A 16,814-nucleotide genomic window follows, 5' to 3' on the forward strand; every position below is an offset into this window, starting at 1 on the left:
TGTAATGATGGACAGTGCAACCAGCTTATGACGATTTGACGTCAGAATTGCTTGCTACGTCACGGGTTATGCCCGTTAGATCACAACCGCTATTGATCAGCACGCGGCGCAGCATGCTCTTCAGGAAACCGACTTCCTCGGCTGTAAAGCCCGCCAGAAAGCCATCCACGACGCTGTTGAAAATCGCCGGCATGCGGGCGGCCACGCTTTGGCCTTCCGGTGTTAGCGCGAGCCGCACGACGCGCCGGTCTTCACTGCTGCGAACCCGGGTGAGCAGGTCGCGTTTTTCGAGCCGGTCGACCAGACGCGTGACTGCGCTTGCATCGATGCCGTATTCGCGGGCCAGTTCCGCCGCCAGCAGACACTTGCCGCTGGCCACCATGAACAGGATGCTGCCTTGCTGGCTGGTGATGCCGAGTTCGGCCATGGTGCGCTGCGTGATCTCGTTCGACATGGTCGATCTCACGCGGGAAATCAGGTAGCCGACGCTTTCGCCGAGCTGATAGGAACTGATTTCCGGCGGCGGCGTGGGGATCTGATCGGTCATGATTCTCATGCGACTGCAATGGTTGACTATGCAGGATTATAAATTGTCGTTAATTGACTCGGCAAGCGTTATTACAGCTTAGGCAACGATCTCTGGCGTCTCAAGCGCTTAAAAGATCGGCGGTAATGGAGGACAATCCTGCGCGCGAGGGCCATCGATTAAGGCGTTGTGGCTGCGCGATTCGCGAAATGCGATGTAAGGAAATATGAGGCCGGCCGTCGGCAGCATGGAAGTCGTACGGCCCATGCGCGCGTTGCAACTAAGGGAATACCAGAAAACCTTAACTTGCGCGTGCTATAATTTTGGGTTCCCAAAAGTGCGCTTTGGGCTTTGTTGGCTTTGTACACAATGCTGCTGCTGGCGCACTCAACTGTCCCCAGGTTCCTATGACCCGCGCCCTACGCAACATCGCCATTATTGCCCACGTCGACCACGGCAAGACTACGCTCGTCGACCAGCTCCTCCGTCAGACCGCCACTTTCCGCGACAACCAGCAGATGGTCGAGCGTGTGATGGACTCGAACGACATCGAAAAGGAACGTGGCATCACGATCCTGTCGAAGAACTGCGCGGTCGAGTACGAAGGCACCCACATCAACATCGTCGACACGCCGGGCCACGCCGACTTCGGCGGTGAAGTGGAGCGCGTGCTGTCGATGGTCGACTCGGTGCTGCTGCTGGTCGATGCCGTGGAAGGTCCGATGCCGCAAACGCGCTTCGTCACGAAGAAGGCGCTGGCGCTCGGCCTCAAGCCGATCGTGGTGGTCAACAAGGTTGACCGTCCGGGCGCGCGGATCGACTGGGTGATCAACCAGACGTTCGATCTGTTCGACAAGCTTGGCGCAACAGATGAACAGCTCGATTTCCCGATCGTCTATGCGTCGGGTCTCAATGGTTATGCCGGTTTGACCCCGGACGTGCGTTCGGGCGACATGCGCCCGCTGTTCGACGCCGTGCTGGAACACGTTCCGGTTCGCCCGGCCGATCCGGAAGGTCCGCTGCAACTGCAGATCACGTCGCTCGACTATTCGTCGTACGTGGGCCGTATCGGTGTGGGCCGCATCACGCGTGGCCGTATCAAGCCGGGTATGCAGGTTACCGTGCGCTCGGGTCCGGACGGCGCGATCCTGAACCGCAAGATCAACCAGGTGCTGTCGTTCAAGGGTCTTGAGCGCGTGCAGGTGGAGTCGGCTGAAGCCGGCGACATCGTGCTGATCAACGGTATCGAAGAAATCGGCATTGGCGTGACCATCTGCTCGCCGGAACAACCGGAAGCGCTGCCGATGATCACGGTCGACGAGCCGACGCTGACGATGAACTTCCTCGTCAATTCGTCGCCGCTGGCTGGCCGCGAAGGAAAGTTTGTGACGAGCCGTCAGATTCGCGATCGTCTGTTCAAGGAACTGAACCACAACGTGGCGTTGCGTGTGAATGAAACCGGCGACGAAACCACGTTTGAGGTGATGGGCCGGGGCGAACTGCACTTGACCATTCTCGTGGAAAACATGCGTCGTGAAGGTTACGAACTCGCCGTGTCGCGTCCGCGCGTGGTGATGACGGAAGTGGACGGCGTGAAGCACGAGCCGTACGAAAACCTGACCGTCGACATGGAAGATGCCCACCAGGGTGGCGTGATGGAAGAACTGGGCCGCCGCAAGGGCGAAATGCTCGACATGGCGTCGGACGGCCGTGGCCGTACGCGTCTCGAGTACCGTATTTCGGCGCGTGGTCTGATCGGCTTCCAGGGCGAATTCCTGACGCTCACGCGCGGCACGGGCCTGATGAGCCATACGTTCGATTCGTATCAGCCGGTCAAGGAAGGCGGCGTCGGCGAGCGTCGCAATGGCGTGCTGATTTCGCAGGACGACGGTGCTGCGGTTGCTTATGCACTGTGGAAGCTGCAGGATCGCGGCCGCATGTTCGTGTCGCCGGGTGAGCCGCTGTATGAAGGCATGATCATCGGCATTCACAGCCGCGACAACGACCTGGTCGTCAACCCGATCAAGGGCAAGCAGTTGACCAACGTGCGTTCGTCGGGCACCGACGAAGCCGTGCGCCTCGTGCCGCCGATCCAGATGTCGCTGGAATACGCGGTGGAATTCATCGACGACGACGAGCTGGTCGAAGTCACGCCGCAATCCATTCGTCTGCGCAAGCGTTACCTGAAGGAACACGAGCGCCGCAGCGCCAGCCGTAAGGGCGCAGTGGACTAAAGCAGCAGGGCCGAGGGCCTGTGTTGGCCCGGCAATAGCGGGTCAATGCCGGCTAATGCCGGCCAATAGCAGATCAATAGTCGGTCAATTGATGCAATGCAAAAGCCACCCTCGGGTGGCTTTTGCCGTTTATGGCGCGATCAAGTGTTGTTTGTCGTTACGGTAAATTGCAGGACACTGTTGTGTATCCCGAAAATGTCCGCAAAAGCCCGTCAGGAAAGGGTTCTGCGCCAGTGCGTCTGCTATCTGCAGTATCTGTTATGTGATATGCTTCCGCGGATGCAAGTTAAGGTCCTTCCAAGCAAGACTTGATTCGCGCAATCCGCCAAACGGTCAGGCCGTGTCGCGGAAGGTTTCGGTAACCCGCTATTTCTCGAGAAACTCGAAGAAAGGTGAGCGTAAAAATGATGAAGCAATTCCAGTCGAACTCCTATCTGTTCGGCGGCAATGCTCCGTACGTAGAAGAAATGTACGAAGCGTATCTCGATAATCCGGCGTCAGTGCCCGAGAACTGGCGTGTGTATTTCGACGCGTTGCAGAACGTTCCTGCATCGGATGGCAGCAATGCCAACGACGTGGCCCATGGCCCGATCGTCGAATCATTTGCACAACGGGCCAAGGCGAACGCCTTCATCCCGCGCACCGCAACTGGCGGCGAAGACCTCGCTACCGCGCGCAAGCAAGTCTACGTGCAGTCCCTTATCGGCGCGTACCGCTTCCTCGGCACGCAATGGGCCAACCTCGACCCGCTGAAGCGCCGCGAACGTCCCGCGATCCCCGAACTTGAACCCGCGTTCTACGACTTCACTGAAGCCGACATGGACCAGGAGTTCAGCGCAACTAACCTGTACTTCGGGTTTGAACGCGCATCGCTGCGTGAGATCGTCAAGGCACTGCGCGACACGTACTGCGGCACGATCGGCGCCGAGTACATGTACCTCAGCGATCCGGAACAGAAGCGCTGGTGGAAAGAAAAGCTCGAATCGATCCGTTCGACGCCGAACTTCTCCAACGAGAAGAAGAAACACATTCTGAATCGCTTGACCGCCTCTGAAGGGCTCGAGCGCTTCCTGCACACCAAGTACGTCGGCCAGAAGCGTTTCTCGCTCGAAGGCGGCGAAAGCTTTATCGCCTCGATGGACGAAGTCGTGCGTCACGGCGGTGCCCGCGGCGTGCAGGAAATCGTCATCGGCATGGCCCACCGCGGCCGTCTGAACGTGCTGGTCAATACGCTCGGCAAGATGCCGGCTGACCTGTTTGCCGAGTTCGAAGGCAAGCACGTCGACGATCTGCCGGCTGGCGACGTCAAGTACCACAAGGGCTTCTCGTCGGACGTTTCGACCGAAGGCGGCCCGGTTCACCTCTCGCTCGCGTTCAACCCGTCGCACCTTGAAATCGTCAACCCGGTGGTCGAAGGCTCGGCCAAGGCACGGATGGACCGTCGCGGCGACGACAGCGGCCTGCAAGTGCTGCCGGTGCAGATTCACGGCGACGCGGCTTTCGCAGGTCAGGGCGTCGTGATGGAAACGCTGAACCTCGCGCAAACGCGTGGTTACGGCACGCACGGCACGCTGCACATCGTCATCAACAACCAGATCGGCTTCACCACGTCGGATCCGCGCGACTCGCGCTCGACGCTGTACTGCTCGGACGTCGTCAAGATGATCGAAGCACCGGTGCTGCACGTGAACGGTGACGATCCCGAAGCGGTGGTGCTGGCTACGCAGATCGCCATCGACTTCCGGATGCAGTTCCATAAAGACGTCGTGGTCGACATCGTCTGCTTCCGCAAGCTGGGCCACAACGAGCAGGACACGCCGGCTGTCACCCAGCCGCTGATGTACAAGACGATTGCGAAGCACCCGGGCACGCGCGCGCTGTACGCCGAAAAGCTCGTGCAACAAGGCGTGATCACCGCGGAAGAAGCCGACGAATTCGTCAAGGCCTACCGCAAGGCGATGGACGAAGGTCATCACACGGTCGACCCGGTGCTCTCGAATTACAAGAGCAAGTACGCGGTGGACTGGGTGCCGTTCCTGAATCGCAAGTGGACCGACGCAGCGGATACCGCAGTGCCGCTGGCTGAACTGAAGCGCCTCGCTGAGCGCATCACCACGGTGCCGGAAAACTTCAAGGTTCACCCGCTCGTCGAACGCGTCATCAACGACCGTCGCGCGATGGGCCGTGGCGAAGCGAAGCTCGACTGGGGCATGGGCGAACATCTGGCCTTCGCGTCGCTGGTCGCATCGGGCTACGCTGTGCGTCTGACCGGTCAGGACTCGGGCCGCGGCACGTTCACGCACCGTCATGCGGTGCTGCACGATCAGAATCGCGAACGCTGGAACGACGGCACGTACGTGCCGCTGCAGAACATCGCCGAAGGTCAGGCGAAGTTCACGGTGATCGACTCGGTGCTGTCGGAAGAAGCGGTACTCGGCTTCGAATACGGCTATTCGACCGCTGAACCGAACACGTTCGTCGCATGGGAAGCGCAGTTCGGCGACTTCGTGAACGGCGCGCAAGTCGTGATCGACCAGTTCATCTCGTCGGGCGAAGTGAAGTGGGGCCGTGTTTCCGGTCTCACGATGCTGCTGCCGCACGGCTACGAAGGCCAGGGTCCGGAGCACTCGTCGACCCGTATCGAACGTTTCCTGCAACTGTGCGCAGACCACAACATGCAGGTCGTTCAGCCGACCACGCCGGCGCAGATTTTCCACCTGCTGCGCCGTCAGATGATCCGCCTGTTCCGCAAGCCGCTGATCGTCGCTACGCCGAAGTCGCTGCTGCGTCACAAGGAAGCCGTGTCGGATCTGTCCGAACTGGCGAAGGGTGCGTTCCAGCCGATCCTCGGCGAAATCGACGAAGCCATCGAAGCGAAGAAGGTCAAGCGCGTCGTGGTCTGCTCGGGCCGCGTGTACTACGACCTGCTCGCTCATCGCCGCGAAGCGAAGGCGAACGACGTCGCGATCATCCGTATCGAACAGCTCTATCCGTTCGCGCACAAGCAGTTCGAAGCGGAAATGAAGAAGTACGACAATGCGACCGAAGTGGTCTGGGTGCAGGACGAGCCGCAGAATCAAGGCCCGTGGTTCTACATCGAGCATCACCTGAAGGAAGGCATGAAGGACGGACAGAAGCTGGCGTACAGCGGCCGTCCGGCTTCGGCATCGCCTGCAGTTGGGTACTACGCGAAGCATTACGAGCAGCAGAAGGCGCTGGTCGAAGGTGCATTCGGCCGTCTGAAGAGCGCGTCGATCGCTAAATAACTTATTGAACCGAACCGGGGAAGCGCAGTGCGCTTTCCCGCGCCGCATCTGACGGCTGATACGCCGCAGAACAGGGTTCGCAGACGGTTCGTTGTCACCAGATACGTATTCAGGAAAATCATAATGGCTATTGTAGAAGTCAAAGTTCCCCAGCTTTCGGAGTCGGTTTCGGAAGCCACCATGCTGCAGTGGAAGAAGAAACCCGGCGAGGCTGTCGCGCAAGACGAGATCCTCATCGAAATCGAGACCGACAAGGTCGTGCTGGAAGTGCCGGCCCCCTCGGCTGGCGTGCTCGCACAGGTCATCGCCAACGACGGCGATACCGTCACCGCTGATCAGGTGATCGCGAAGATCGACACGGAAGGCAAGGCTGGCGCCGCTGCCGTCGAAGCCGAAGTGAAGCCGGCTCCGCAAGCCGCACCGGCTCCCGCCGCAGCGCCTGCTCCGGCCGCTCAAGCTGCATCCGCAACGGGTGCAAACACCGCAGCATCGCCGGCCGCCGGCAAGCTGATGGCCGAGAAGGGTCTGGGCGCAGGCGACGTGTCGGGCACGGGCCGCGACGGCCGCATCACCAAGGGTGATGTCCTGACCGCTGGCGCTCCGGCTGCCAAGGCCGCCCCGGCACCGGCTCCGGCCGCTGCACCGAAGGCTGCCAAGCCGTCGCTGCCGGACGTGAAGGCTCCGGCCTCCGCCGAAGCATGGCTCAAGGATCGCCCGGAACAGCGCGTGCCGATGTCGCGTCTGCGTGCGCGTATCGCCGAGCGTCTGCTCGAGTCGCAGCAAACCAACGCCATCCTCACGACGTTCAACGAAGTGAACATGGCGCCGGTGATGGACCTGCGCAACAAGTACAAGGATCGCTTCGAGAAGGAACATGGCGTGAAGCTCGGCTTCATGTCGTTCTTCGTGAAGGCGGCGGTTCACGCGCTGAAGAAGTTCCCGCTGGTGAACGCGTCGATCGACGGTAACGACATCGTCTATCACGGCTACTTCGACATCGGTATCGCGGTCGGTTCGCCGCGCGGCTTGGTGGTGCCGATCCTGCGCAACGCAGATCAGCTGAGCCTCGCTGACATCGAAAAGAAGATTGCGGAATTCGGCCAGAAGGCGAAGGACGGCAAGCTGTCGATCGAAGAAATGACCGGTGGTACGTTCTCGATCTCGAACGGCGGTGTGTTCGGCTCGATGCTCTCGACGCCGATTATCAATCCGCCGCAGTCAGCAATTCTGGGCGTGCACGCCACCAAGGAACGCGCTGTGGTCGAAAACGGCCAGATCGTGATCCGCCCGATGAACTACCTGGCGCTGTCGTACGACCACCGCATCATCGACGGCCGCGAAGCAGTGCTGTCGCTGGTCGCCATGAAGGATGCGCTGGAAGACCCGGCGCGCCTGCTGCTCGACCTGTAAGCAGCGCGACGGCATGGGCGCCGGCTTGTGATCGCACGAGTCGGCGCCATATAAGTAAAGCGCAAGCAGCACGTCTTTAGCATTCCGCAGTACTGGAACGCGCGCGCCTCGAAGCGTGGCAGCGTGTCGTCCCGTCATCAAAAGGATTGTCATGTCCAAAGAATTTGACGTCGTCGTGATCGGTGCCGGTCCCGGCGGCTATATCGCAGCTATCCGCGCTGCGCAGCTCGGCAAGAGCGTGGCCTGTATCGAGAAGTGGAAGAACCCGGCCGGCGCGCTGAAGCTCGGCGGCACGTGCCTGAACGTGGGTTGCATTCCGTCAAAGGCGCTGCTCGCGTCGTCGGAAGAGTTTGAAAACGCATCGCATCACCTCGCGGACCACGGTATCAGCGTGGAAAACGTCTCGGTCGATATCACGAAGATGCTGGCCCGCAAGGAAGGCATCGTCGAGAAGATGACCAAGGGCATCGAATTCCTGTTCCGCAAGAACAAGATCACCTGGCTGAAGGGCCATGGCAAGTTCACCGGCAAGACGGACGCTGGCGTGCAGATCGAAGTGAGCGGCGAAGGCGAGACGGAAACGGTCACGGCAAAGAACGTGATCATCGCTACGGGTTCGAAGGCGCGTCATCTGCCGAACATCCCGGTCGACAACAAGATCGTCGCCGACAATGAAGGCGCGTTGAGCTTCGACTCCGTGCCGAAGAAGCTGGCCGTAATCGGCGCCGGCGTGATCGGTCTGGAATTGGGTTCGGTGTGGCGTCGTCTGGGTTCTGACGTAACGGTGCTCGAAGCGCTGCCGGAATTCCTCGGCGCGGCTGACCAGGCACTCGCGAAGGAAGCGGCCAAGCAGTTCAAGAAGCAAGGTCTGGATATTCACGTGGGCGTGAAGGTCGGCGAAGTCACGACGACTGATAACAGCGTCACGCTGAACTACACGGACAAGGACGGCAACGCGCAGAAGCTGGAAGCGGACCGCCTGATCGTGTCGATCGGCCGCGTGCCGAACACCGACAACCTCGGTCTCGAAGCGATCGGCCTGAAGGCCAACGAACGTGGTTTCATCGACGTGGACGATCACTGCGCAACCGCAGTGCCGAACGTCTACGCGATCGGCGACGTGGTGCGTGGCCCGATGCTCGCGCACAAGGCTGAAGACGAAGGTGTGCTGGTGGCCGAGATTATCGACGGTCAGAAGCCGCATATCGACTACAACTGCATTCCGTGGGTGATCTACACCGAACCGGAAATCGCGTGGGTCGGCAAGACGGAACAGGCGCTGAAGGCGGAAGGCCGCGAGATCAAGACCGGCCAGTTCCCGTTCATGGCCAACGGCCGCGCGCTTGGCATCAACAAGGCGGATGGTTTCGTCAAGATGATCGCCGACGCGAAGACCGACGAACTGCTCGGCGTGCACATCATCTCGGCCAACGCATCGGACCTGATCGCGGAAGCCGTGGTGGCGATGGAATTCAAGGCGGCGTCGGAAGACATCGGCCGCATTTGCCATCCGCACCCGTCGTTGTCCGAAGTAATGCGCGAAGCGGCATTGGCCGTCGACAAGCGCGCGCTGAACATGTAATCACGCGCACGCCTGACTGATCGCAGCACCTTTGCATCACGACGAAGGCGGGCGGGTTCAATCCCTCCCGCCTTCTTTTTTGCAGCCAGAAAATGAACGTCACCGAATACTACGAAAAAGAACTGCAGACCCGGGGTTATCAATCGGACCCGGCGCAACGCGCGGCCGTGGACCGTCTGCAGCGGTGCTACGAAGAGTGGGTCGAGTACAAGTCACGCCGCTCGAACGCTTTCACGAAACTGCTGATTCACCCTGATCTGCCGCGCGGCGTCTATATGTGGGGCGGGGTGGGGCGCGGCAAGAGCTTCCTGATGGACAGCTTTTTTACGGTCGTGCCGGTGCAGCGCAAGACGCGTTTGCACTTTCACGAGTTCATGCGCGAAGTGCACCGTGAACTCGAGGAGCTGAAAGGCCAGGCCGATCCGCTCGACGAACTGGCGCGCCGCATCGGCAAGCGCTACCGCCTGATCTGTTTCGACGAATTCCACGTCTCCGACATCGCTGACGCGATGATCCTGTACCGTCTGCTCGACAAGCTGTTCGAGAACCGCGTGCAGTTCGTGATGACGTCCAACTACGACCCAGATCTGCTGTATCCGGACGGCTTGCATCGAGACCGCATGCTGCCCGCGATCGAACTGATTAAAGCCAAGCTCGATGTGATCAACGTCGACGCGGGCGTCGACTACCGGCAGCGTACCCTGGCCCAGGTCGAGGTGTATCACACGCCGCTAGGCGCGGCCTCGGACAAGGCGCTGCGCGACGCTTTCGCGCGTCTGGCCGCCGTGCCCGACGAAAGCCCGATTCTGCGCATCGAAAAGCGCGAGCTCAAAGCGTTGCGACGTGCAGATGGTGTGGTCTGGTTCGACTTTGCAACGCTCTGCGGCGGTCCGCGTTCACAGAACGACTATCTGGAACTGGCGAGCCGCTTTCACGCGGTAATCCTCTCGGGCGTACCGCAGATGAGCGCGCGCATGGCCTCGGAAGCGCGGCGCTTCACGTGGCTGATCGACGTGTTCTACGACCACAAGGTCAAGCTGCTGATGTCCGCCGCGGTAGCGCCCGAGCAGTTGTACACGGATGGCCCGATGGCTAACGAATTTGCCCGCACGGTCTCTCGTATCGTCGAGATGCAGTCGAAGGAATATCTCGATGCGCCGCGCCGGATTGTCGATACATCGCTGACCTGAGCGATACCTGAACACACCCCAGCGATTCTTAAGATTCGGCGCCGGTTCCTACAGACGCGCGCTGTATTTCCGATAGAGCGTGCTCTGCCGGCCGACTTCCCCGGCGGCCCCGAGTCGTATTTTCAAGATTCGGATTGGTCTTATATTCCGTCCAGAGGCGAGCGGATATCTTCTTAGTCATAGATTTTGACGAAGGAGAGATCCATGACACCCTACCGCGATATCAACGATGAAGAATGGCAACGTGTGACACCGTTGCTTCCCGAACTGCGCCCGCGCTCCGAACTGCGTGGCCGCCCGCTCGCCAACACGCGCTCCGTGCTGAATGGCGTGTTGTGGGTGATGTACAGCGGCGCCACCTGGTCCGCCATGCCGCGCAAATACCCGTCGTATCAAACGTGCCACCGCCGTTTTAAGGCCTGGCATGAATCAGGCGTCCTCAAGCGTGTGATGGACGAGTTGTTCGGCGAAGCGGCCGGTGAGTTGTGCAGCATGATGGAGACGCGGATGCGTATCCACGTGAGCCCCGAAGAAAAGGCTGCACGTGCCGAAGCGGTACCTATGGTGCCGGCACGCCCCGCGCTCTACGGTCAGGCAGGCTCTCAACCGGCGCTGCCTTCGGTATTCGGTATCGCAGGATCCTACAAGCGCGCTGCATGACGAGTCCAACCAATTGAATCTGCTTAATCAAAAAAACCGGCCGCACGAAAAGATCGTCGGCCGGTTTTTTCATTGGACTGCGAAGTTTGAGTGCATGGCGGTGTGGCGCGTTCGCTTGCCTCGCATGCAGTGATCTGATAAGCCTTATTGCTGGCGAATCCAGGTTTGCGATCGGCCCAGCAGCGACACCCCAATATATCCCCGCACCACCAGTTTCTGTCCACCGTCTTCCAGGTGCATCTTGCACTTGTAGACCTTGCCGTTTTCGGGGTCGAGAATCTGACCGCCATCCCAGCCGTCATCAACTTTCTTCATGTCGTGGATGATCGTCATGCCGAGAATCAACTGGTCTTTACGATCATCCGTGCACGCCGTGCAGCGGCGATCGGGCTGATCGTTCGGGCCGAGTCCCTTGATGACTTTGCCATCCAGCGCACCGTCGCTTTCCTGGGTGATCTGTACGAGCGCTTTAGGCTGGCCCGTGTGATCGTCGATGGTTTGCCACGTGCCGATCGGACTGTCGGCTTGCGCCATTGCGGTGACGGCGCTGGCGAGCAGCACACCGGCGAGGGCTGCGTGTCTGGCGGTGCGCGTCACGATGGTGCGAGTGCGTTGGGTGAATAGCGTCATTGTCTTCCTCCTTGATAAAAGTCGGCGCGATCGTGGTCGCGCGGCGTTATTGACAGGGCAGGCGGTAAGATGCCTGCTGATTGCTTCGGTCCTGGTCAGCGCAGAATACGTGAAAGTGCGCCCGCCGTTTGATAGTGGACCCTCTAATCAAAACGGCGGCTCAGGCCCGCCAAGTGCACCCGCTGCACCCTGAATCGCCGCATCGCTCAATTCAGCGAATACGAGAACGTGGCGTTGATACGCGGGCTGCGCGACGGGCTTTCCACTGGAGCATCGCCGAGCGCCTTGCCCACCGAGAGGTCGAGCGTGTAGTACTTTGAATCGGAGATGCGGAAGCCGAACGAGACCGACGAGAGCTTCGACGGCGACGGCGTGCCCGAATGCAGATACACACGCGCCATGTCGAACGATATATACGGCGTGAACGACTGCAGATAGGTGAAGCCTGGCGTGAAGCCACGATTGATCTCGACCGATGCTCCCCAGCCTGAATCTCCCGATGCTTCACCCGGCTCGTAGCCTTGCGCGAAATGCTGCGCGCCAAACGAGATCTGTTCCGACGTGGGCAGCGAGTCGGGACTGTACTGGCTTGTCATCGCCACCGCCGTACCGATCTTGAGCGGCCATTCATTGGTTTGCGAGAAGCTCGCGCCGAAGCGCGTAAAGGTCAGCGACACGGGATTGGTTTCCACCAGCCCCGGTATGTTCGAGTCACCAGCCTTCGAGGCGCCCAGGATGTTGAACGCCTGCCCGACATTGACGCTCGCCTTGCGCACCTGGCCTGTCGCCACGCTTGTGTAGTCGGCCTGCAACTGCAGTACGCGGATTTGCGAGCGCAGCCCGATCTGCGCGCCGTTGATCGTGTTGTGATAGTCGTCTTCGTCGTGCGACGCGTACGTCGATACGGTGCCCATCAAGCTCTGACTGTTGCTCAGCAGCAGCGGATACGAGAGCGAGCCGCCGATCTTGTCGTTGATCACGGTGCGCTGCACGTAGCCGGGCAGGCCGGGATTGTCCGTCGGATTGCCGCGGTAATGCGTTGCATCGATCTTCCCCGTCAGGCCGTCGCTGCCGATCGGCACCGCAAGATGAGCGGCGAGGTAAGTCACATTGTTGGGGCCTTTGGGCAGCAGCGCCGAGACGCTCAATTGCTCGCCAAGCGAGGTCAGGCCGTTCTCGGTCGCAGTCAGCAGCCCCTGCACGCCGGGTTGAGTGGTGGCGATCCCGGTACTGACGTTGACCGGGTGGTGTTCGACTTTCAGCTCGAGCGTGGTGGCGCCGTCGGTATTCTGCGGGGCCGGCACGTTGGCGGCGACCTTGATGCCCGGCAGCAGGCCCAGCACGTTGATGTAGCGCTCGAACGTGGCGTGCCGCAGAGGCCGGTCGGCGCGGATGTGTTCCGCGATCGCGCGGATCTTGTCTTCCTCGTTGCCGGGATTGCCGGTGATCTTCACCTCCGACACATAACCTTCCACGACCGTCACGCGCACCACGCCGTTTTCGAAAGTCTGCGCCGGCACGAAAGCGAACGACAACGCATAGCCGCGCGCCTGATACAGCTTGGTGACGCCGTCGGCAACCTGGATCAGATCGCCGATGGTGATGTCCTTGCCGACGAGCGGAGTGAAGCGTCGCGCGACTTCATCGAACGAAATCGATTTCACGCCTTCGACCTGAAACTTGGTGGGCGTCAGGTGGGTTGCGAGCAACGCCTGCAATTGCGGCGCCTGCTGTTGCACCTGCAACGTGACGTTGGGCCCTTTGTCGGGCGCGTTGATTTGCGGTATCGACTCCATCGGATTACCCCCCACGGGGTTGCTGCCGACTGCCGGGCGCGATTGCGCCTGCACCGCGCTCGCGGCCATGACCGCGAGCAGGAGTGTCCATCTGCTGTACCCGAGTTTCATCGGATCTTCCCTCGTATGTCTTTCTTATTGAGCGAACCCACTGCCTGGCCTGGCTGATCGTGGACGCCTGTGTGTTGCTTCGCGCATACTGCCATGCCTGCGCGTGTTATGCCACGTGCTCCGTGCGATGCGGAGCACGTGACTCATGCGAACTGCCTGTACGAAGTGCTATTTCCATTGCATGGTGCGACCGCGAGAGGCGGGCGTGTCATCGGTGCTGCGGACTACTTATGTTGCGCGGGGAGCAATCCGCTCAGCAGCGAAGTAGTGCCGCCCGTCGAGCTGCTCGCAGCGCCTGTCGCCGAACCGAGTGCGCCGGTTACTGTTGTGAGCAGGCCCGTGACCGGCGCCAACAGCGAGCCGGCCAGCGTCGTGCTGGTAGCGCTGGTGGCGGTCCCCAGCACACCGGTGACTGCTCCGAGCGGGTTGGAGCTGCTCGTTGCGCCGCCCAGTGCCGATGTGACCGAACCCAGCGGCAGATTGCCGAGCAAGCCGGTGACCGATGCCAGCGGCGTGCCGGCAGTCGCGCCTGAGAGCGCGGATAGCGGCGTGTTGCCGAGCAGCGACGTCACCGAGCTGAGCGGACTCGTGCCGAGCCCGAGGCTGGTCAGCGTCGCGTTCAACGGTCCGAGCAGACCGTTGGCGGCGGCGCCGGTCGGCGGCCCATTCGCCACGACCACCGTGGTGCTGCCGACGAGGCTCGTGATCAGACCGGGAATCGGCGCTGCGCCATTCGGGCCATTCGGATTGACAAGACCACCCGCATTGGTGACGGTATTGCCGAGCGAGCCGACCAGGTTACCCACGTCGGTGCCAAGCGGATTCTGTGTCGTCGAGGCGACCTTCGAACCGGCCGTGCCGAGCGCACCGCCAACTTGCGCCAGCACGCCCGACACCGGCGCGCCCAGACTGGTCGTCGTGCCTACTGTCTGCGTCAGGATGCCCGCGGTCTGCACGAGCGGCGTGATGGCGGTGCTGACCGGTTGCGTGATCTGTTGCACAGGTGCTGACGACAGCGTGTTGCCGAGCGTCGTGCCGCCTGCATTGAGCGCGTTGGCGACGGTGGTCAGCGTGCTGGCAAGTGGCGTCGTGACCGGCGCTAGCGGTGCGAGCGTGCCAGTACCGAGGCCGCCGACCGTCGTGCTCAAGCCCTGCACGACTCCGCTCGTCGAGGAGACCACCGACCCGAGTCCGGCGACCGTCGTGCCGACCGGATTCGCAATCGAGCCGGTCTGGCCGACGCCGGTGCTGACCGCGTTGGCAAGTGCCGTCAGCGGATTGCTCGCGGCCGACACGGTGTTGCCCAGGCCCTGCGTCACCTGCGAGCTCACACCGGGAATCGACTGCGACGAGATCGTATTGCCGAGGTCGTTGACGGTTTTGGCTGCGGTCGTCACGGTCCCTGCAGTGCCGGTCGAACCGGTCGTGGTCGTCGTGCCGCCGCCCGTGCTGGTGCTGCCGCCACCCGAACCGGTGGTTGTCGTCGTGCCGCCTGCGCCGCTACCGCCACCGTTGCTGGAGGTTGGCGGGGCGGTGACGTCGCTGCCGCCGCAAGCGGCGAGCAGGCATGCGACTGCGACTGCGGTGAGCGGTACGCGCAGCATCGACAACCTCACGCGGGCCGCATCGGAAACAAAAAAACGTGCTGTGGACATGGGGTGCTCCTCGATCTCTTTAGGGTCCTGCTGGATGGTCTCCGCGCGCCTGTGCAACTATTTCCGAGCGGCGCCGCTCAGCTCAGTCGAAGCAGGTGTCCGCGCTTTTGCGACCACCTGCGTACCGGGTTATCGATTACTTCTTGGTCACGCCGCCGAGCAGGCTGCCGACGAGCGACGTCACAGGCGACAGCAGGTTGCCCGTCGTGCCACTGCCGGTCGTCGAGCTCAGGCCGCCGATCGGGCTGTTCGATGCGGTGGTGGTAACGCTCTTGGTCGTGCTGTTGGCCGCCGTAGTGGCGGTCGTGGTGGCGGTGGTGAGCGTGCTGGTGACAGTCGTCAGCAGACCCGTGACCGGCGCAAGCGGGCTGCTGCTGCCGCCGGTCGCGCTGCTCAAGGAACCCGTGAGGCTCGAGACGAGCGTCGTGACAGGCGCGAGCGGGTTGCTGCCCGACGTGCCGCCTGCGGCGCCGGTGATGTTGCCAAGCAGGCCGGTGATGGGGGCAAGCGGACCGCTGCCGGTGGTGCCACCTGCGGCTGAACCCAGACCGCCGAGCAAGCCTGTCAACGGAGCGAGCGGACCGCTGCCGGTCGTGCCGCCGGCGGCCGAACCCAGCCCACCGAGCAAACCGGTGAGCGGTGCCAGCGGATTCGTGGTGCCGCCCGTCAACAGACCGCCTACCGAAGAGACCGTAGTGCCGGTGCTGGTCACGACGTTGCCGAGGCCCGTGGTGATCGGGTTACCGCCGGTCGCGGCGAGCAGCGTGCCGGCCTTGCCGAGCCCGCCACCGATCGTCGACAGCAGGCCATTGAGCGGCGCGCCGAGACCGGTTGCCGTGCCGACCGTTTGGGTTGTGGACGCAACCATTGTGGTGATCGGTGTGATTGCCGTGCTGAGCGTTTGCGTGACCTGCTCGACCGGACCCGTCGAGAGCGCCGTTGTCAGCGTGCTGCCGCCGTTGGTGACAGCGCCGCCGAGGGTATCGATCACACCGCCGAGCGGTGACGTAACGGCTGCGAGCGGAGCGAGCGGGCCGCTGCCCAGGCTCGTCACGAGATTGCCGGTGCTGGTGACCGCACCGCCGACATTGCCGACCACACCGCCCAGGCTCGACACGGTTGTGCCGACCGCGTTGCCGCCGGTGCCGAGTTGACCAAGACCCTCGGTGACACCATTGCCGAGTGTCGAGACGGCTGCACCCACGTTCTCGACGATGCCGCCGGCCGATTGCGTCGTTGACGAGCTGACGCCTGGGATCGATTGCGAACCGATCACCGAGCCGATGCCCGAGACCGTGGAGCCCACGCTGCTGACGACGTTGCCTGCGTTGCCGGCCACCGTCCCGAGTGCGTTCGCCTGTGCGGTCGTGGTGCTCGAGCCACTGCCCGTACCGGTCGTTCCTGTTCCCGTGCTCGCCGAGCCCGAACCGCCAGCTGCGCCTGTGTCCGAACCTGAACCGTTTGCCCCCGTTGAACCGCTGCCGCTGGTCGTCGACAGTGTGCCCCCGGCACTGCCGCTACCGCTGCTCCCCGTCCCCGTACTCAAGGTTCCCGAGCCCCCGCAGGCGCTCAATGACAGCATGGCTGCCACCGTTGCCGCGATTAATGTTGCCCGTACCGTGATGTTGTTCGTTTGAATGTTCATGTCGCCCTCGGATCGCATGTGTTGTTGGGTAGTGCTGCGTGCCTACCTCTGCAACAGCCGTGCCATTTCAACTGCATAATGCGTGGGGCCTTTTGTTTTAATCGCTGCG

11 protein-coding genes are annotated in these 16,814 nt (G+C 61.8%); 6 read left to right on the forward strand and 5 right to left on the reverse strand.

From position 1 onward, the window contains the following. Positions 1 to 25 precede the first annotated feature (25 nt). Complete coding sequence (locus tag P3T20_RS18955; protein ID WP_074264979.1) at positions 26 to 547, reverse strand: MarR family winged helix-turn-helix transcriptional regulator; 522 nt, start codon at positions 545 to 547, stop codon at positions 26 to 28. A gap of 386 nt (positions 548 to 933) precedes the next feature. On the opposite strand from P3T20_RS18955, the gene typA reads away from it, so the two are divergent. From typA to P3T20_RS18985, 6 genes are all read left to right on the forward strand, one after another. Then, entirely contained in the window at positions 934 to 2,760 is a 1,827-nt protein-coding gene (typA, locus tag P3T20_RS18960) for a translational GTPase TypA (protein WP_074264978.1), read from the forward strand. Positions 2,761 to 3,164: 404 nt separating this feature from the next. Next, positions 3,165 to 6,026, forward strand: a complete 2,862-nt coding sequence (locus P3T20_RS18965) for a 2-oxoglutarate dehydrogenase E1 component (protein WP_074264977.1) — start codon at positions 3,165 to 3,167, stop codon at positions 6,024 to 6,026. Between the two features lie 123 nt (positions 6,027 to 6,149). Beyond that, on the forward strand, positions 6,150 to 7,436 hold the full coding sequence (gene odhB / locus P3T20_RS18970) for a 2-oxoglutarate dehydrogenase complex dihydrolipoyllysine-residue succinyltransferase (RefSeq protein ID WP_074264976.1): 1,287 nt from the start codon (positions 6,150 to 6,152) through the stop codon (positions 7,434 to 7,436). Between the two features lie 151 nt (positions 7,437 to 7,587). Beyond that, positions 7,588 to 9,018 carry a dihydrolipoyl dehydrogenase gene (lpdA, locus tag P3T20_RS18975; protein ID WP_074264975.1) on the forward strand — a complete coding sequence of 477 codons (1,431 nt, stop codon included), beginning with the start codon at positions 7,588 to 7,590 and terminating at the stop codon, positions 9,016 to 9,018. Between the two features lie 92 nt (positions 9,019 to 9,110). Continuing rightward, positions 9,111 to 10,208, forward strand: a complete 1,098-nt coding sequence (gene zapE, locus P3T20_RS18980; RefSeq protein ID WP_074264974.1) for a cell division protein ZapE — start codon at positions 9,111 to 9,113, stop codon at positions 10,206 to 10,208. A gap of 204 nt (positions 10,209 to 10,412) precedes the next feature. Beyond that, positions 10,413 to 10,868, forward strand: a complete 456-nt coding sequence (locus tag P3T20_RS18985) for a transposase (RefSeq protein WP_074264973.1) — start codon at positions 10,413 to 10,415, stop codon at positions 10,866 to 10,868. 144 nt (positions 10,869 to 11,012) lie between these two features. On the opposite strand, the gene P3T20_RS18990 is transcribed toward P3T20_RS18985, so the two are convergent. The 4 genes from P3T20_RS18990 to P3T20_RS19005 form a co-directional block, all read right to left on the reverse strand. Beyond that, the gene (locus tag P3T20_RS18990) at positions 11,013 to 11,498 is read right to left on the reverse strand and encodes a DUF2147 domain-containing protein (protein ID WP_074264972.1); all 486 of its coding nucleotides are present in this window, start codon (positions 11,496 to 11,498) and stop codon (positions 11,013 to 11,015) included. A gap of 206 nt (positions 11,499 to 11,704) precedes the next feature. Further along, positions 11,705 to 13,405 (reverse strand): ShlB/FhaC/HecB family hemolysin secretion/activation protein, encoded by a 1,701-nt coding sequence (locus P3T20_RS18995; RefSeq protein WP_074264971.1) that lies wholly within the window; start codon positions 13,403 to 13,405, stop codon positions 11,705 to 11,707. Between the two features lie 224 nt (positions 13,406 to 13,629). Next, positions 13,630 to 15,060, reverse strand: a complete 1,431-nt coding sequence (locus P3T20_RS19000; protein ID WP_429287542.1) for a collagen-like triple helix repeat-containing protein — start codon at positions 15,058 to 15,060, stop codon at positions 13,630 to 13,632. A 136-nt stretch (positions 15,061 to 15,196) separates the two neighbouring features. Beyond that, the gene (locus P3T20_RS19005) at positions 15,197 to 16,705 is read right to left on the reverse strand and encodes a collagen-like triple helix repeat-containing protein (RefSeq protein WP_074264969.1); all 1,509 of its coding nucleotides are present in this window, start codon (positions 16,703 to 16,705) and stop codon (positions 15,197 to 15,199) included. Between the last annotated feature and the right edge of the window lie 109 nt (positions 16,706 to 16,814).

The organism is Paraburkholderia sp. GAS206C (assembly GCF_050435645.1).
GTDB lineage: Bacteria > Pseudomonadota > Gammaproteobacteria > Burkholderiales > Burkholderiaceae > Paraburkholderia > Paraburkholderia phenazinium_B.